This is a genomic window from Rhizobacter terrae, from assembly GCF_003852895.1.
GTDB lineage: Bacteria > Pseudomonadota > Gammaproteobacteria > Burkholderiales > Burkholderiaceae_C > Albitalea > Albitalea terrae.
Window position 1 is genome coordinate 134,692 of record NZ_QUSW01000010.1, and the last position, 17,296, is coordinate 151,987.

General features: G+C 67.0%; 18 protein-coding genes. 13 read left to right on the plus strand and 5 right to left on the minus strand.

The window, feature by feature from the left end; genetic code table 11:
* Positions 1-4: 4 nt before the first annotated feature.
* Positions 5-724 (minus strand): ComF family protein, encoded by a 720-nt coding sequence (locus tag DZC73_RS27105; RefSeq protein WP_235835309.1) that lies wholly within the window; start codon positions 722-724, stop codon positions 5-7.
* Between the two features lie 57 nt (positions 725-781).
* Between DZC73_RS27105 and DZC73_RS27110 the strand changes: the two genes are divergently transcribed.
* From DZC73_RS27110 to DZC73_RS27140, 8 genes are all read left to right on the plus strand, one after another.
* Positions 782-1,687 carry a class I SAM-dependent methyltransferase gene (locus DZC73_RS27110; RefSeq protein WP_124543513.1) on the plus strand — a complete coding sequence of 302 codons (906 nt, stop codon included), beginning with the start codon at positions 782-784 and terminating at the stop codon, positions 1,685-1,687.
* A 135-nt stretch (positions 1,688-1,822) separates the two neighbouring features.
* The gene (locus DZC73_RS27115) at positions 1,823-2,416 is read left to right on the plus strand and encodes a DUF2244 domain-containing protein (RefSeq protein ID WP_124543514.1); all 594 of its coding nucleotides are present in this window, start codon (positions 1,823-1,825) and stop codon (positions 2,414-2,416) included.
* 104 nt (positions 2,417-2,520) lie between these two features.
* Positions 2,521-3,630: a cytochrome c oxidase subunit II gene (gene coxB / locus DZC73_RS27120; protein ID WP_124543648.1), complete on the plus strand. Its 1,110-nt coding sequence runs from the start codon at positions 2,521-2,523 to the stop codon at positions 3,628-3,630.
* Positions 3,631-3,664: 34 nt separating this feature from the next.
* Positions 3,665-5,284 carry a cytochrome c oxidase subunit I gene (ctaD, locus tag DZC73_RS27125; RefSeq protein WP_124543515.1) on the plus strand — a complete coding sequence of 540 codons (1,620 nt, stop codon included), beginning with the start codon at positions 3,665-3,667 and terminating at the stop codon, positions 5,282-5,284.
* A gap of 19 nt (positions 5,285-5,303) precedes the next feature.
* Positions 5,304-5,414 (plus strand): cytochrome oxidase small assembly protein, encoded by a 111-nt coding sequence (locus DZC73_RS30090; protein WP_216629193.1) that lies wholly within the window; start codon positions 5,304-5,306, stop codon positions 5,412-5,414.
* A 3-nt stretch (positions 5,415-5,417) separates the two neighbouring features.
* On the plus strand, positions 5,418-6,041 hold the full coding sequence (locus tag DZC73_RS27130; protein WP_124543516.1) for a cytochrome c oxidase assembly protein: 624 nt from the start codon (positions 5,418-5,420) through the stop codon (positions 6,039-6,041).
* Positions 6,042-6,097: 56 nt separating this feature from the next.
* Complete coding sequence (locus tag DZC73_RS27135) at positions 6,098-6,274, plus strand: DUF2970 domain-containing protein (protein WP_124543649.1); 177 nt, start codon at positions 6,098-6,100, stop codon at positions 6,272-6,274.
* A gap of 65 nt (positions 6,275-6,339) precedes the next feature.
* The gene (locus tag DZC73_RS27140) at positions 6,340-7,224 is read left to right on the plus strand and encodes a cytochrome c oxidase subunit 3 (protein ID WP_124543517.1); all 885 of its coding nucleotides are present in this window, start codon (positions 6,340-6,342) and stop codon (positions 7,222-7,224) included.
* Positions 7,225-7,296: 72 nt separating this feature from the next.
* On the opposite strand, the gene DZC73_RS27145 is transcribed toward DZC73_RS27140, so the two are convergent.
* Complete coding sequence (locus DZC73_RS27145; protein WP_328589550.1) at positions 7,297-7,524, minus strand: twin transmembrane helix small protein; 228 nt, start codon at positions 7,522-7,524, stop codon at positions 7,297-7,299.
* 41 nt (positions 7,525-7,565) lie between these two features.
* On the opposite strand from DZC73_RS27145, the gene DZC73_RS27150 reads away from it, so the two are divergent.
* From DZC73_RS27150 to DZC73_RS27170, 5 genes are read left to right on the plus strand one after another with little or no spacing between them, the layout of a single operon-like run.
* Positions 7,566-8,300, plus strand: a complete 735-nt coding sequence (locus DZC73_RS27150) for an SURF1 family protein (protein WP_124543518.1) — start codon at positions 7,566-7,568, stop codon at positions 8,298-8,300.
* On the plus strand, positions 8,272-8,961 hold the full coding sequence (locus tag DZC73_RS27155) for an SCO family protein (protein WP_124543519.1): 690 nt from the start codon (positions 8,272-8,274) through the stop codon (positions 8,959-8,961). Before DZC73_RS27150 ends, DZC73_RS27155 begins: the two co-directional genes overlap by 29 nt.
* A 7-nt stretch (positions 8,962-8,968) precedes the next feature.
* A complete protein-coding gene (locus tag DZC73_RS27160; protein ID WP_124543520.1) occupies positions 8,969-10,135 on the plus strand; it encodes a COX15/CtaA family protein in 1,167 nt (388 codons plus the stop codon).
* 15 nt (positions 10,136-10,150) lie between these two features.
* On the plus strand, positions 10,151-11,077 hold the full coding sequence (gene cyoE / locus DZC73_RS27165) for a heme o synthase (RefSeq protein ID WP_124543521.1): 927 nt from the start codon (positions 10,151-10,153) through the stop codon (positions 11,075-11,077).
* Positions 11,056-11,658 (plus strand): SCO family protein, encoded by a 603-nt coding sequence (locus DZC73_RS27170; RefSeq protein ID WP_124543522.1) that lies wholly within the window; start codon positions 11,056-11,058, stop codon positions 11,656-11,658. Before cyoE ends, DZC73_RS27170 begins: the two co-directional genes overlap by 22 nt.
* Before the next feature lie 6 nt (positions 11,659-11,664).
* Here the strand turns inward: DZC73_RS27170 and DZC73_RS27175 are convergent, their stop codons facing one another.
* The 3 genes from DZC73_RS27175 to DZC73_RS27185 form a co-directional block, all read right to left on the minus strand.
* On the minus strand, positions 11,665-12,825 hold the full coding sequence (locus tag DZC73_RS27175; protein WP_198415001.1) for an ABC transporter substrate-binding protein: 1,161 nt from the start codon (positions 12,823-12,825) through the stop codon (positions 11,665-11,667).
* 171 nt (positions 12,826-12,996) lie between these two features.
* Positions 12,997-13,926 (minus strand): RNA polymerase sigma factor RpoH, encoded by a 930-nt coding sequence (gene rpoH / locus DZC73_RS27180; protein ID WP_124543523.1) that lies wholly within the window; start codon positions 13,924-13,926, stop codon positions 12,997-12,999.
* Positions 13,927-14,054: 128 nt separating this feature from the next.
* Positions 14,055-17,249 (minus strand): CHASE domain-containing protein, encoded by a 3,195-nt coding sequence (locus tag DZC73_RS27185; protein WP_124543524.1) that lies wholly within the window; start codon positions 17,247-17,249, stop codon positions 14,055-14,057.
* Positions 17,250-17,296: the final 47 nt, after the last annotated feature.

The following is a 17,296-nucleotide window of genomic DNA, read 5'->3' on the forward strand; positions in this document are numbered from 1 at the left end:
CGGATCATTCGCCAGGTGCGGGCGTGCGTGCCAGCACCCAGGCATGGACTTGCGCGGCGCCGGCCTGCCTGAGCGTGCGTGCGATCTCGCCGACGGTCGCGCCGGTGGTCATCACGTCGTCGACGATGGCGATGGTCTTGCCGCGCACCTCGGCGGCGCGCCGCGGCTCGACCAGGAACGCGCCCTTCACGTTGCTGGCGCGCTTGTCGATCGGGAAGGCAGTCTGGTGCACCGTGTCGCGGATGCGCAGCAGCAGCGAGGCATCGGCACGGGATCCGGTGGCCGGGGCCAGCCGGCGGGCGAGTTCCCACGACTGGTTGAAGCCGCGCTCGCGCAGGCGTTGCGCACTCAGCGGCACGGGCAGCACGAGGTCCGGCGGCGCAGAGCCGGCCTGCCGCCAGGCGTGGAGCAACAGCGAGGCGAGGCTGGCTGACAGGTCCAGGGCCTCATTGAACTTGAGCTGCGTGACAAGGCGGTCCCAGGGCGCGGCGTAGTCGACGGCAGCGATGGCGCTGTCCTGCGCGGGCGGCGTCACGAGGCAGTCACCGCAGACGGCCACGCCTTCGGGCACCCGCAAGGCGCAACGACCGCAGCGCGGCATGGCCGGCATGAACCGCTCGCGGCAGGCATGGCAGACACGTTCGCGCCCCCAGTCACGGCACACCGCGCACTGGGTGGGAACAAGGCCGGCAGGCGAGCCGGCCAGGAGGCGGGTGAGGAACAACGCGTGGATCCCGGGGAGAAGTTGGGTCAGGAAGGCGGGTCAATATACTGCCGCCCCATGCCTGAGCCGACTTCCCCTGACGCACGTGGCCTGGACGCCCGCGCGGTGGATGCTGCCGTGCGCCGGCTGTCGCGCTCGCCCGGGCCGGCCTGGCTGCATGCCGAGGTGGCCCGCCGCATGGCCGAGCGCCTGCAGATCGTGCGCCTGCAGCCGGCACGCCTCATCGAATGGTGGTCCTTCCTGGGAGCGGGCGGTGAGTTGCTGGCCAAGGCCTACCCTGAGGCTGAGCGTGTGCTCGTCGAGCCCAGCGAGGCCTTCGCCCAACGCAGCCGCGAAGCCACGCGGGCGGCATGGTGGTCTCCCAGGCGCTGGCGCAAGGACGAAGTGGCCGTGGTCGTCGATGGCGAGTCCACCGGCGCCCCTGCCCAGCTGCTGTGGGCCAACATGATGCTGCACGCCGTGCAGGACCCGCCCGCGCTGATGGCCCGCTGGCAGCAGGCACTGGCCGCCGACGGCTTCGTGATGTTCTCCTGCCTGGGCCCTGACACCGCCCGCGAGCTGCGTGCGCTCTACGCGCGGCTCGGATGGCCCGACCCCACCCCCGCCTTCGTCGACATGCACGACCTGGGCGACATGCTCGTGCAGGCAGGCTTCGCCGACCCCGTGATGGACCAGGAAACCATCATCCTGAACTGGGCCACGCCGCAGGCCATGCTCGAAGAGCTGCGCGGCCTCGGCGCGAACGCTTCACCCCTGCGTTTCCAGGGGCTGCGCACGCCGCGCTGGCGCCGCCGGCTCGAGGAAGCCCTGGCGGGCACCGCCGGCCCCGATGGCCGCGTCAGCCTGCGTTTCGAGGTCGCCTACGGCCATGCCTTCAAGGCCTTGCCCAAGGCTCCGCCGGGCCAGCCGACCACCGTTTCGCTCGACGAGATGCGCAGTCTCGTGCGTTCGCGTCGCAAGTGAGGGTAAGCCAGCGGTTGCCGCTGCGCTAAAATCCTCAGGTTGACGGTGGAGCACCCGGGAAACCCGCCCGAAACCGGCCAAAACCGGTATCGAAAGCAGTGACCTGGAGGCTCGTGGAGCAGCAGCGCAAGCAGTATGTCGGCAACCAGCTCGCCAGGCGCTTCGCGCGCACCTACGACGCTTGATGCGTCGGGTGCCGCAGGCATCGTTCCCTCCTCCTTCGCATTTCGCTTCGGCCAAGAGTCGGGCAATGCAGCGGGCGGGTGGAAGGTCGAATGGAAGCTCAAGCGCAATTGCTCGCTCGCGCCGCGCCAGTTGTTGGGGCTCTACGTGGTTCTTTGCGGCATCTCGTTCGCCGTGGCTGCCTTCTGGTGGTGGCACGGTGCGCGGCTGGTGATGCCCTTTGCAGCCATTGAGCTTCTCGCCACGGGCGCGGCCATGTTGCTGTACGCGCGCCATGCCGCCGACAACGAGTCCATTGCGCTGGCTCACGACCGCCTGACGGTCGAGCATGCGTCGGGCAACCGGGTGGAACACGTCGAGTTCCAGCCGATGTGGGTGAGGGTGGAGCCCGAGTCGGGCGACGGTTCGCTGGTCGAGCTGTCCGGACAGGGGCGACGCATCGCGGTGGGGCGCTACGTCAGGCCCGAGCTGCGCAGGCAGTTGGCAGATGAATTGAGGGTGGCATTGCGCCATTCAAGGCTGCGGGACTTCCAGGTCGCGCGGTGAACGGTTTTTGAACTGAAGTGACGACGATGAAGACGATGAAAGCACTTTGGCTGGGTTGCATCGAGCGGGCAGGGCAGTGGGGACTGGCGCTTGCCACGTTGTTGATGGCCCAGGCCGCCATGGCGGTCAACGACCTGCCCGGCGGTCCTGCCGTCAACCAGCTCGACCTGCACCCGCCCGTCACGGCGATCGCGCGCGAGCAGCGCTGGCTGCACTACTTCGTGATGATCATCTGCCTGGTGATCTTCGTCGGCGTGTTCTCGGTGATGTTCTATTCGATCTTCAAGCACCGCAAGTCCAAGGGTGCGAAGGCCGCCAACTTCCACGAGAGCACGACGGTCGAAATCATCTGGACCATCGTCCCGTTCATCATCGTGATCTTCATGGCGCTGCCGGCCACCAAGGCCGTGGTCGCGATGAAGGACACGTCTTCCGCCGACATCACCATCAAGGCCACCGGTATCCAGTGGAAATGGGGTTACGACTACCTCAAGGGTGAAGGCGAGGGCATCGGCTTCCTCTCCACGCTGGACGTCACCCAGCGCGAGATGTCCGACGCCGGCAAGCCCGCCGGCGACAACTACCTGCTGAAGGTCGACAACCCGCTCGTGGTGCCCGTCGACAAGAAGATCCGCATCATCACCACCGCCACCGACGTGATCCACGCCTGGATGGTGCCGGCTTTCGGCGTCAAGCAAGACGCCATCCCCGGCTTCGTGCGCGACACCTGGTTCCGCGCCGAGAAGGTGGGCGACTACTACGGCCAGTGCGCCGAGCTGTGCGGCAAGGAACACGCCTACATGCCCATCCACGTGAAGGTGGTGTCCGCCGAGGACTACTCCAAGTGGGTCGGCGACGAGAAGAAGAAAGCTGCCGCCAAGGCCGACGACCCGACCAAGGTGTGGGTGCTGCCCGACCTGGTCGCCCGCGGCGAGAAGGTCTACAACACCAACTGCGCGCAGTGCCACCAGGCCAACGGCAAGGGCGGCGGCCCGATCAAGCCGCTGGACGGCTCGGCCATCGTCCAGGACGCCGACAAGAACAAGCAGCTGCACATCGTGCTGAACGGCGCGAACAACGGTGCCATGCCGTCGTGGAAGGCGCTGTCCGACACTGAAATCGCCGCGGTGGTCACCTTCACGAAGAACCACTGGTCCAACGCCACCGGCCAGATCGTGCAGCCTGCCGACGTCACGGCTGCCCGCAAGCAATAAGTCGCCCGAACTAGAAGCCTAGGAATCGAAAGCCATGAGCGCTGTACTCGACCACCACGCTGACCACGGTCACGACCACGCGCACGACCATCCGCACGGCTGGCGCCGCTGGGTGTTCGCGACCAACCACAAGGACATCGGCACGCTGTACCTGCTGTTCAGCTTCACGATGTTCATCTTCGGCGGCATCCTGGCGCTGGGCATCCGTGCCGAGCTGTTCCAGCCTGGCCTGCAGTTCGTGAACCCGCAGCTGTTCAACCAGCTGACCACCATGCACGGCGTGATCATGGTGTTCGGCGCAATCATGCCGGCCTTCGTGGGCTTCGCGAACTGGATGATCCCGCTGCAGATCGGCGCGGCCGACATGGCCTTCGCGCGGATGAACAACCTCAGCTTCTGGCTGCTCATCCCCGCCGCGCTGTCCATCGTGATCGCCTTCTTCCTGCCCGGCGGCGCCCCCGCTGCCGGCTGGACGCTGTACGCGCCGCTCACGCTTCAGATGGGCCCGTCGATGGACGCCGCGATCTTCGCGCTGCACATCATGGGCGCGAGTTCCATCATGGGCTCGATCAACATCATCGTGACCATCCTGAACATGCGCGCGCCGGGCATGACGCTCATGAAGATGCCGCTGTTCTGCTGGACCTGGCTGATCACCGCGTACCTGCTGATCGCCGTGATGCCCGTGCTGGCCGGCGCCATCACCATGACGCTGACCGACCGGCACTTCGGCACCACCTTCTTCAACCCCGCCGGCGGCGGTGATCCGGTGATGTACCAGCACATCTTCTGGTTCTTCGGCCACCCCGAGGTCTACATCATGATCCTGCCGGCGTTCGGCATCGTGAGCGCCATCATCCCGGCGTTCGCACGCAAGCGCCTGTTCGGCTACACCTCGATGGTGTACGCCACCGCCTCGATCGCCATCCTGTCGTTCATCGTGTGGGCGCACCACATGTTCACGACCGGCATGCCCGTGACCGGCCAGCTCTTCTTCATGTACGCGACCATGCTGATCGCGGTGCCCACGGGCGTGAAGATCTTCAACTGGATCGCCACCATGTGGCGCGGCTCGATGACCTTCGAGACGCCCATGCTGTTCGCGGTGGGCTTCATCTTCGTGTTCACCATGGGCGGCTTCACGGGCCTCATCCTTGCGATGGCGCCGGTGGACATCCAGCTGCAGGACACCTACTACGTCGTGGCCCACTTCCACTACGTGCTCGTCGCGGGCTCGCTGTACGCGATGTTCGCGGGCGTCTACTACTGGGGTCCGAAGTGGACGGGCGTGATGTACAACGAGACGCGCGGCAAGATCCACTTCTGGGGCTCGCTGATCTTCTTCAACGTCACCTTCTTCCCGATGCACTTCCTCGGCTTGGCCGGCATGCCCCGCCGCTATGCCGACTACCCGATGCAGTTCACCGACTTCAACATGATCGCCTCGGTGGGCGCCTTTGGCTTCGGCCTGATGCAGGTGTATTTCTTCTTCTTCGTCGTGCTGCCCATGATGCGCGGCAAGGGCGAGAAGGCACCGAAGCAGCCTTGGGAAGCGGCCGAAGGCCTGGAGTGGGAAGTGCCGTCGCCGGCACCCTTCCACACCTTCGAGCATCCGCCCAAGCTCAACGCTTCGGCCACCAAGGTGATCGGCTGATTCCAATCTGCGTGCAGTCATGACGCCCGAGCAACGCAAGAAGAATTCGCGCCTCGCCCTGGTCCTCGCATCGGTGGCGGTGGCGCTGTTCGTCGGCTTCATCGCCCGCGCGAAGTTCTTCGGGCTGTAGACGATGTCGCAAGCCTTGCCTCCGACCGGTTCCGACGGCTTCCTGCGTCGCGACAACCTGCTCATGGTGGGCAAGCTGCTGGTCGTCGCGGCGCTGATGTTCGCCTTCGGCTACGCGCTGGTGCCGATCTACAAGACCATCTGCACGGCGCTGGGCATCAACGTGCTGGCCAGGTCGGAGCAGTCGGTGCCGGGCGCGACCTCGCAGTTCAAGGCGAACACGCAGGTGGACACGAGCCGCACCATCACCGTCGAGTTCGACGCCAACGCCCGCGGCGTGTGGGACTTCAAGCCGGCCCGGCGCAGCATCGAAGTGCATCCGGGCGAGCTGGCCACGGTGATGTACGAGTTCAAGAACATCCAGCCGCGCACCATGGCCGCGCAGGCGATCGCCAGCTACGCGCCCAAGCAGGCCATGGCGCATTTCAACAAGCTGGAATGCTTCTGCTTCAACGAATACACGCTCAAGCCCGGCGAGAGCAAGCAGTGGCCGGTGGTGTTCGTGATCGACCCCAAGTTGCCCAAGGATGTGAAGACCATCACCTTGTCGTACACCTTCTTCGAGGTGGGCGGCAAGGTGCCGGCCGCGCCGACGGCGGCGGCCAAGGGCGCGGAGGTGAGGTCGTGACCGAGCAGCATCCGCTGAAGGAGGCCGTGCAGCGCAAGGCATCGTTCGCGCAGACGATGCGCGCGGTGGCGTGGTCCTTCTTCGGCGTGCGCAAGTCGTCGGAGTATGAGAAGGACGTGCAGCAGCTCAATCCAGTGCACGTCGTGATTGCAGGCGTGATCGGCGCGGCCGTCTTCATCGGCCTGCTGATCGCGCTGGTGAGTTGGGTGTTATCCAGTGGAGTGGCCCGGTAGCCCCGCAAGGCGCGGCAAGGGCCAGGACAGTTTCAAGAGACAGAGTTCGGTATCCAGGAGAAAACATGTCGGCAGCGACGCAACACGGGCAGACGCCCTACTACTTCATCCCGGCGCCCTCGCGCTTCCCGGTGATGGCCGCCACGGGCCTGTTCTTCGTGATCATGGGCGCGGGTTTCTGGATCAACGGGACCGACGCCGCCAAGTGGGCGCTGCTGTTCGGCCTGCTGCTGTGGGCCGTCACCATGCGCCAGTGGTTCGGCCAGGCCATCAGCGAGAGCGAAGGCGGCCTGTACGGCGACCGCATCGACGTGTCCTTCCGCTGGAGCATGAGCTGGTTCATCTTCTCGGAAGTGATGTTCTTCGGCGCCTTCTTCGGCGCGCTGTTCTGGTCGCGCCTGTACTCGGTGCCCACGCTGGGCAGCCTGAGCAATGCGGTGCTGTGGCCCGACTTCAAGGCCGTGTGGCCGAGCGTGCAGGCCGGTGCTACCGCATCGCCCGCGGGCACCATCGACGCCTTCACGACCATGGGCCCGTGGCCGATTCCCACCATCAACACCGCGCTGCTGCTGACCTCGGGCGTGACGCTGACCATCGCCCACCACGCGCTGGTGGCCGGCCAGCGCGCCAAGACCATCGGCTGGATGTGGATCACCGTGCTGCTGGGCGCCACCTTCCTGGGTCTGCAGGGCTACGAGTACTTCCATGCCTACCATGAGCTGAACCTCAAGCTCAGCTCGGGCATCTACGGCTCGACCTTCTTCATGCTGACGGGCTTCCACGGCTTCCACGTGTTCGTGGGCATGCTGATGCTGCTGTTCATCACCATCCGCCTGATGAAGGGGCACTTCACGCCGCAGCGCCACTTCGGCTTCGAAGGCGCCGCCTGGTACTGGCACTTCGTGGACGTGGTGTGGCTGGGCCTGTACGTGATCGTGTACTGGTTCTGAGGCCCACTGCCTTCGCGCCAACAAAAACGCCGCGAGAGCGGCGTTTTCTGTTTGCAGGCCCAGTGCCGAAGTTCAGCGCGCCGGGATGCCCGTGGGCTGGATCCAACCGAGCTTGTAGCTGATGAGGATGCACAGGAACAAGGCCACCGACAGGGCGACCCGCAGGGCCAGCGCCCGCATCATGGTCGGCTTCTTGGGCGTGTCGGGCCCTTCCTTGCCGCGCACCATGGCGACACCCGCGAAGGCGAGGGCGCCCAGGATGGCGACGAAGGCGACGGCGATGAGGATCTTCATGTGCATGGATTATCCGCTGGTGCTTTCATGCTGCTGCGAGTGATGCCATGAAGGGGTGCGCCATCGTCGTGCTCGTGGCCACGCTCGCCGGCATGGCGCTGACGGCGCGCCTGGGCGTGTGGCAACTCAGCCGGGCGGCGCAGAAGGAAGCCTTGCAGCAGGCGCTGGATGAGCGCGCCAAGGAGCCGGAACTGCCCATGGCGGCGATTGCACACGACGACCAGGCGGCCCAGGCCCAGCACTATCGCCGAACGCATCTTCGCGGCGAGTGGGTGGCCTCCGCCACGGTGTTCCTGGACAACCGGCAGATGAACGGCCGCCCCGGCTTCTACGTCGTCACACCGCTCAAGCTGGGCGGCACCGGCGAATCCGTCGCCGTGCAGCGAGGCTGGGTGCCGCGCGACCAGCTCGACCGCACGCGGCTGCCCACGTTGCCCACGCCGGCCGGCGAGGTCGTCGTCGCGGGCCACATCGCCCCGCCTCCTTCGCGGCTGTACGAGTTCAGCGCAGCGGCCTCGGGCCCCATCCGTCAGAATCTCGATCTCGGTGCGTTTTCCGTCGAGACCGGCCTGCGCCTGCTGCCGGTGTCGCTGGTCCAGGAAGATGCACCCGGTGCGGCGTCCGATGGACTGCTGCGCCAATGGCCGCGTCCGGCGGTCGATGTCCACAAGCACTACGGCTACGCCTTCCAATGGTTTGCGCTGTGTGTCCTCATGGCAGGTCTGTATGTCTGGTTCCAACTCGTCCGCCCCCATGTCAGAGCCCGCCAAGGCCGCGCCTGAGCCGGTCAGCTTCACCGTGCATTCGCTGCCCACGCCGGGCATCGACGGCGACGCCGTGCGCCGCACCGCCTCCGGCCGACTGAAGATGCTGCTGGTGCTGGCGGTGTGCGCCGCGCCGGTGGTGGCCTCGTACGTCACCTACTTCGTGATCCGCCCGCAAGGCCGCACCAACTATGCGGACCTGATCACGCCGGTGCGCGAGATTCCTGCTTCCCTGCCGCTGAAGACCCTGGCCGGCGAGGACGTGAAGGCGCAGAGCCTGCACGGGCAGTGGCTCTTCGTCGTGGTGGCCGATGCCGCCTGCGACGCGCTGTGCGAGAAGCAGCTGTACCTGCAGCGGCAACTGCGCGAGACGCTGGGACGCGACAAGGACCGCATGGACAAGGTCTGGCTCATCCCCGACGCGGGCACGCCCCGCAAGGAAGTGATGGACGCGATCTCCGCCGTCGACAAGCCAACGGTGCTGCGCGTGCCGCGCGAGGAGCTGTCGAAATGGCTCGCACCGGCCGACGGCCATCGGCTGGAAGAGCATGTCTACCTCGTCGATCCCATGGGCCAGTGGATGATGCGTGCGCCCGCCAATGCCGAGCCCACCAAGCTCAAGCGCGACCTGGAGCGCCTGCTGCGCGCGTCCTCGTCGTGGGACCAGCCGGGGCGGTGAAGCAGGCATGAACGCCCCGGCCCTCTACGACTTCTCGCCCGCGCTGCGCATGGCCCTGCTGGGCTTGAGCATCGCCGTCGGGCCGTTGGCCTGGTGGTGGCTGCGGCACCGCGGCGCGCAGCCGGCGCAGCGGCTTCGGGCGCTCACGCTGATCACGCTCTTCCTCACCTTCGACCTCACGCTGTTCGGCGCCTTCACCCGCCTCACCGACTCGGGATTGGGCTGCCCCGACTGGCCAGGCTGCTACGGCAACCTGAGTCCGCTGGGCGCGCACCACGAGATCACCACCGCGCAGACGGCCTTGCCCAGCGGGCCCGTGACGCATGCCAAGGCCTGGGTGGAGATGCTGCACCGCTACCTCGCCACCGGCGTGGGCGTGCTCATCACCGTGCTGATGATCGGCAGCTGGCTCGCGCATCGCCGCGACGAACATGCGATTTCGCCCTGGTGGGCGACGGCCACCTTCATCGGCGTGTGCCTGCAGGGTGCATTCGGCGCTTGGACGGTGACGCTCAAGCTCTACCCCGCGATCGTCACCATGCACCTGCTGGGCGCGATGGCACTGCTGATGCTGCTGTCGGCGCAGAGCCAGGCCTATGTCCGCGCGCCGGTGATCGTGCCGGCAGCGCTGCGTGGGTGGATCGTCGCGGTGTGGGCGCTGTGCATCGTGCAGGTGGCACTGGGCGGCTGGGTCAGCACGAACTATGCGGTGCTGGCGTGTTCGGAGTTCCCGATGTGCCAGGGAGCGTGGTGGCCCGACATGGATTTCGTCCATGCCTTCACCGTGTTGCGTCCGCTGGGTGTAGGCCACGACGGCGAGGCGATTCCCTTCGCGGCGCTGACCGCCATTCACCTGACGCATCGCATCGGCGCGTTCGTGGTCTTCGCTGCCGTCGGAGGGCTCGCCTGGCGACTGGCCGTGACACCGGATCACAGCGCACGCCGCTTCGCGTGGGCGCTCGGTGGCGTGGCCGCATGGCAGCTCGCCAGCGGACTCGGCAACGTGGTGCTGGGCTGGCCGCTGGTGGCCGCGCTCTCCCACACAGGCGGGGCGGCCATGCTGCTCATCGTCATGACCTTGTTGTCCACGCGCGTGCGCCAGATGCCGGACCAGGCCGTGCCAGCCGGTGCCGCGTCGCCCTCATGGACAAGTCGCCACAAAGCGGCTTCGTAGAATCCGCAGCTCCCCATGTCCGAGACCGTCTCCACCTCCGCTGCCGTCAGCATGCCCTCCCGCGTGCGGCAGTACTACGCCTTGACCAAGCCGCGCGTGGTCCAGCTCATCGTCTTTTGCGCGGTCATCGGCATGCTGCTGGCCGTGCCGGGCCTGCCTGATCCGAAGACGGCGCTTGCAGCAACGGCGGGCATCTGGCTGGTGGCCGCCGCTGCCGCTGCGTTCAACTGCCTGGTCGAGCAGCGCATCGACGCGAAGATGGCGCGCACCGCGTGGCGGCCGACCGCCAAGGGCGAGCTCACCAACACGCAGACGCTGCTGTTCTCCACCGTGCTGTGCGGCATCGGCAGCGCTGTGCTGTACGTGCTCGTGAATCCGCTGACAATGTGGCTGACCTTCGCCACCTTCGTCGGCTACGCGGTGATCTACACCGTCATCCTCAAGCCGCTCACGCCGCAGAACATCGTCATTGGCGGCGCGTCGGGTGCCATGCCACCGGTGCTGGGCTGGGCGGCCATCCGCGGCGACCTGAGCGGCGACGCGTGGATCCTGTGCCTCATCATCTTCCTGTGGACGCCGCCGCATTTCTGGGCGCTGGCGCTGTACCGCGTGGAGGACTACCGCAAGTCCGGCCTGCCCATGCTGCCGGTCACGCACGGCTCGGAGTTCACACGGCTGCAGGTGTTCCTCTACACCCTGGTGCTGTTCGCGAGCACGCTGCTGCCGTTCGTGTCGGGCATGAGCAGCTACGTCTACCTCGTGAGCGCCGTGCTGCTGGGCGCGGGCTTCACCGGCTATGCCTGGAAGCTGTGGCGCTCGTACTCCGACACGCTGGCGCGCAAGACCTTCCGCTTCTCCATCATCCACCTGTCGCTGCTGTTCGCCGCGCTGCTGGTGGACCACTACGTGAGCCCGCTGATATGGCACAACGCCGCTCGTTGATCCTTGGCGCCTTGGCGGGCGCGACCCTGCTGGCCGGCTGCGACAAGCTGGGCTTCGGCGCGCCGAGCAGCAAGCCCGCGTTCAAGGGCGTGGACGTCACCGGCCCGGTGTTCACCTATTCGCTGCCCGACCAGAACGGCAAGCTCCGCACGCCAGAGGACTTCAAGGGCAAGGTCACGGCGGTCTTCTTCGGCTACACGCAGTGCCCTGATGTGTGCCCCACTTCCATGGCTGAACTCGCACAGGTGAAGAAGGCGCTGGGCACGGATGGCGACCGCCTGCAGGCGCTGTTCATCACCGTGGACCCCGAGCGCGACACGCCCGAGTTGCTCAAGGCCTACGTCGGCAACTTCGATCCCGCCTTCCTCGCGCTGCGCGGCACGCTGGACCAGACCAAGGCCGCGGCCGCGAGCTTCAAGGCCTTCTTCGCCAAGGTGCCGGGCAAGTCGCCCGACTCCTACACCATGGACCACACGGCAGGCATCTACCTCTTCGACTTCGATGCCAAGGTGCGTGTCTTCGAGCGCTACGGCATGGACGTGCCCTCGCTCACCGCCGACGTGAAGGCGCTGCTGGGCTGACCCGTCTCAGTTCAGGATGCGCCCGTCGGCGCCTACCACGCTGATCTCCACGTAGTTCGAGCCCGAGTTGCTGCCCTGCGCGAAGTTGACGCGGTAGCCGTCGAGGTTGAAGGGCCCGCTGCGCAATGCGGCGATGAGCTTCTCGCGCGACGGGTTCACGCCCGCGCGCTCCAGCGCGGCGACGACGAGCCGCGCATTGAGGTAGCCCTCCAGCCCGTAGTACGACACGGGGCTGTTCTTTGAATACGTGACCAAGGCCTTCTTGTACTCGCGCACCACCTCCAGCTTGTCACCCCATGGGTAGGGAATGACCTGCGACACCTGGATGCCGCGGGTGTTCAGCGGCCCCAGCTCGGTGATGAGCTGGTCAGTGCCGACCGGCGACAGGGCGACGAAGAAGGGCGATGAGCCCACGGCACGCATCTGCTTGATGAATTCCGCGGTCGGCCGGTACAGCGTCACCATCACCACCGCCTGCGGCTGGGCCTTCGCGATGGTGGCCACCGCGTCTCGCACCTCGATGGAGTTGCGCGGCACCGAGGCCAGGGCCACTGGTTCCAGCTGGTGCGCGGCGAGCGCCTCCTTCACGCCCTTCAGGCCGGCCTGACCGAAGCCATCGTCCTGGTAGAACACGGCCACGCGCGTCATGCCCACCGTGGTGAGGTTCTTGATGATCGCGGCCGTCTCGTCGCCATAACTGGCGCGCAGGTGGAACATGTGCCGGTTCACCGGCTTGCGCAGCGCTTCCGCACCGCTGATGGTCCCGATGAGCGGCACGCCCGTGGCGTCCAGCACCGGCAGCACCGCGGCCGTGGGCGAGCTTCCGTAGAAGCCCATGAGCGCGAACACTTTCTCTTGCTCGACCAGCCGCTTGGCGTTGGCGACCGCGGGTGCGGTCTCGTAGCCATCGTCCAGCGCCACCAGTTCCAGCTTGCGGCCATGGATGCCGCCGGCGGCGTTGACGCGCGCGAAGCAGGCCTCGATGCCTTCCTTCATCTGCCGGCCGTAGGCGCCGGTGGGTCCGGACAGCGGCGACGACATGCCCAGGCGGATGCTGGTGTCGGTGACGCCGTCGCCAGCCATCGCACACAGGCTGGTCAACGCTGCACACAGGCCCAGCATGGGCCGCAGGAGCTTGTAAACGAGAGAGAAAGAAGGCTTGTCCACGAAACACCCCATCAGACTTCGTGGAGCCGGACTGTTGGAGGCCGCGCTTGCGTCGAACTGACACAGTGCGATAGCCGGCGAGGTCTTGTGAGGTTTTTGTCGCCGATCAAAGACAAACGCGGACCCGAAGGTCCGCGTTGCGAGTTCACTAGCCTAGCCGGCCTGAGGTGGTCAGGTGCTGGCTTCCGTCAGCGCCTTGCGCATCTTCTTCATGGCTGCCACTTCGATCTGGCGGATGCGCTCGGCGCTCACACCGTACTCGGACGCCAGGTCGTGCAGCGTCATGCCGCCGGAGCTGTCGTCGTTGACCTTCAGCCAGCGCTCTTCGACGATGCGGCGGCTGCGCGGATCCAGCGTGTCCAGCGCCTTGCTGATGCCGTCGCTGGCGAGCCAGTCGCGGCGCTGGGCTTCCAGCACACGGGTGGGCTCGCTGCTTTCGTCGGCCAGGTAGGCGATGGGCGCGTAGCTCTCTTCGCTGTCGTCGCTTTGCGGCTCCAGGGCCACGTCGCCGCCCGACAGGCGGGTTTCCATCTCCAGCACTTCCTCACGCTTCACGTTCAGCTGGCGAGCCATCGTGTCGACTTCGCTTTGCGTGAGCGTGTTGCGGTGGGTGTCGACATCCGCGGCCTCGTCCTTGAGGCTTTGCTTCATCGAGCGGAGATTGAAGAACAGCTTGCGCTGGGCCTTGGTCGTGGCGACCTTGACCATGCGCCAGTTCTTGAGGATGTACTCGTGGATCTCGGCCTTGATCCAGTGCATCGCGTAGCTGACCAGGCGCACGCCCTGGTCGGGGTCGAAGCGCTTGACGGCCTTCATCAGGCCGACGTTGCCTTCCTGGATCAGGTCGCCGTGCGGCAGGCCATAGCCCAGGTACTGGCGGGAGATGGAGACGACCAGCCGCAGGTGCGAAAGCACCAGCTTCCCGGCGGACGCGACGTCGGCGTTTTCACGCAGGCTGCGCGCCAGGGAGACTTCTTCTTCCTGCGTGAGCAGGGGAAGGCGGTTGACCGAGGAGATGTAGGCGTCCAGGTTGCCCAGCGACGGCACCATCGCCCACGGGTCGCGGACGGCCAAAGCAGAGGTGGAGGAGGACAGGTTCATGGTGCTCATAGACCCCGGTGGAGGCATTCGGTTCCGCGAATATTAGCACTCTCGGTCGGCGAGTGCTGATACGGTTTTTGCTAACAAAGAAGTCAGCAAACGCTATCAATCCGGGACCTGGAAACCCTTCAACCGAACCGGGTTTCCGCCTCGCCCAGCACCTCGTCCAGCACTTCCAGGAACTCCGCCACGCTGACCGGCTTGGTCAGGTAATGCTCCGCGCCGGCCTCCCGGGCGGCCTGGATCTGGCTGGCCAGGGCATCCGCCGACACCACCACCACCGGCACGTGGACCGTCGTCGGGTCGGACTTCAGGTGCCGCAGCAGTTCCATGCCGCTGATGTCGGGCAGGTGCATGTCCAGCAGGATGACGTCCGGCCGGCGCGCCCGGATGGCCGCCAGACCGTCCAGGCCGGTCACGGACACATCCAGCGCGACCTGCGGGCGCTGGGCCAGGATGCCGCGCATCACCTCCACGTTGGTCTCGTTGTCCTCGACGTAGTGGACGATGCGGCGGTGGTACTCGGCCACCGGCGTGTTCAGGCTGCCGTAGTCGGTGCGCAGGTTGTGCGGGCCGATCACCGCCGGCAGGCTGAGGATGAAGGACGAGCCCTCGCCAGGAACGCTGCGGGCCCGCAGGCTGCCGCCCATCAGCTCGGCCAGCCGCTGGCTGATGACCAGGCCGATGCCGGTGCCTTCCTGCTGGGATCGCTCGCGACCCAGTCGATTGAAGGGCTGGAACAGCTCGGCCATCTGCTCGGGCGTCATGCCCAGGCCGGTGTCCGTGACGGTGACCTCGATGGTCTCCTCCACCAGCCGGCTGGCGATGTGGATGCGGCCGCGGTCGTTGTTGTACTTGACCGCGTTGGTCAGCAGGTTGGTCAGGATCTGCTTGACCCGCGTCGCGTCGCCGCGCAGCACGTTGGCACCCTCGCCTAGCACGTGGCTGATCTCGATGCGGCGGCGCTTCGCATCGGCCTCCACCATGGTGATGGTCGAATCCAGCAGCGCGTGCAGGTCCAGCGCCTCGATGCTCAGGCGCAGGTTGCCCGACTCGATGCGCGACAGGTCCAGCACGTCGTTGATCATCTCCAGCAGGTGCCAGCCGGCGTGCTGGATCTGCGAGACCCAGGGCCGCTGCGAGGCGGCCAGCGGATGCTTCTGGTCCAGCTCCAGCAGTTGCGCGAAGCCCAGCATGGCGTTCAGCGGCGTGCGCAGTTCGTGGCTCATGCGCGAGAGGAAGTCGCTCTTGGCCCGGTTGGACGCCTCGGCCGCCTCGCGCGCCCGTTCGGCATCGGCCAGGCGCAGGTGCTCGGTGATGTCCTCCACCGCACCCACGATGCGCCAGGGCTTGCCGTCCTCGTTGCGCAGCAGGGTGACGGTGGACTGCACCCACAGCATGCGGCCGGACTTGGTGATGTAGCGCTTGTGCCGCCGGTACAGCGGGAATTCGCCGCGGATGAGCTGGGTGGTGAACTCCACGTCCTGCTGCACGTCGTCCGGGTGCGTGAAGTCGATTGCCGTCATGCGCAGCAGCTCGTCGGCTGTGTAGCCCACCAGCTCGCAGAAGCGCGGATTCGTCTGCTTCACGTTGCCGCGCAGGTCGGTGTAGCAAACGCCGATCGGCACGTTGTTGAAGATGTTGCGAAAGCGCTGTTCGCTGGCCCGCATGGCCGCCTCGGCCTGCTCGCGCTCCTTCACCTGCTCGGTCAGCGCCGCGGTGCGTTCGCGCACGGCCATCTCGATGCGGCGGGCGCGGCCGGTCACCGTCAGCAGCAGGGCGCCCAGCACGGAGGCAGACATCAGCCCCACCACCGAGAACGGCCAGGCGTTGCTCTGGCGGGCGCTGGGCACGGCGGTCGCGTCCGCGTAGATGCGCAGGTCCCACTGCCGGCCGGCGAAGGGCATGGCGCGCACGTGCAGCAGCTGGGCGGTGGCGGTCTCGCAGCCCTTGGGGCCGGACAGCCGGCGGCGCTCTGCCGCGCCTTCGGTGTCCACCACGCAGACGTTGAGGTAGCGCGGCACCTGGTCGAGCACCGCGCGAAGGGTGTCGTCGATGCGCAGGGTGACGAAGGCCACGCCGGTCACGGCGGCGCGGCGCGCTTCCTCGGTGGTCGGCTGTCCCTCGTAGATGGCCTGGTAGACCACCACGCCGGTCTGTTCGAGGCCCGACGGGTCCTGCGTCAGCTTGAAGCCCGCGGTGGCGGCCGGCCGGTCCGTGCGCACCGCGGCGTCGATGGCCACCCGCGCGGCAGGGATCGTCAGCACGTTCACGCCCAGGGCGGTGCTGTTGCGCGCCATCGGCTCGATGTAGCGCATGGCGAACACCTCGTTGGCCGGGGCGGGCGGCGTGCTGGCGTTGTCGTCGGCCCGGTCGAAGACGCGGTAGTTGGTGTAGCCCTCGGCGCGCTGCTTGGCCTCGAAGGCGGGCACGTTGGCGCGGCTCACCCGCTGGTTGAAGCCCATGGCCTGCAGGTGGCTGGGCCCTTCCAGCCAGGCCCTGGTCGCGCGGCGCAGTTCATCGCCGTTGACTTCGTCCGACGCGAGGTACACCCCCCGCAGCGCCTCCAGGGCATGCAGGGGTTGCTGCAGCTGGAAGGCCAGCGTCGACGAGGCATTCACCGCCTCGCGGTCGAAGTTCGAGCGGATGCGCTCCTCATCCCAGCGGGCGACGAGGGTGATCATGAAGGCCATCAGCAAGGTGACGGTGGCCAGCGTCAGCCCCACGTTGAACCGGCGCGGCGCCCAGTCCTCGCGCGGCCGGCCGATGAGGGTCAGCGCGATGGGTGCGGCGATGAGGATGCCCATCGAGTCGCCGACCCACCAGGTGATCCAGTTGAAGCCGAGGTTGGCCGGCACGATCAGCCCGGCCGTGCCCAGCGTGGTGACGCCCACGGTGGCGCTGACCAGCGCCGAGGCGAAGGCGCCCAGGCCGAAGAACATCGCGATGTCCGACGGCTCGGACAGGGTGAGCGGTTGCCGCACATAGCGCCGCACCAGCAGCGCACCGGCCAGCGCCTGCAGCGCCGCGCCGCCACCCACGACGAACGACACCAGCGCGACCGGCCCCATCGCCGGGGCCGGCTCCGAATTGAGCATGTTGGTCGCGAAGGAACCCAGCAGCACACCCAGCGCGGCATGCCGGCCATAGGTCAGCACGGCCACCAGCGCAATGCCGGCGGCGGGATACAGCGGCGAGGCGTAGCCGGGCGGGATGGCCAGCTTCAACGCCAGCCAGCCGGCGATGCCGTACGCCAGCGCGGTGCCGAGGACTTCCAGCCCCCAGCGCAGGCGGGATCGCGAGTCGATGGTGGTGGCGTTCAAAGGCAGCGGGTGGCGGTAGGTCGCGGCACGCGGGGACCCAGCCTAAC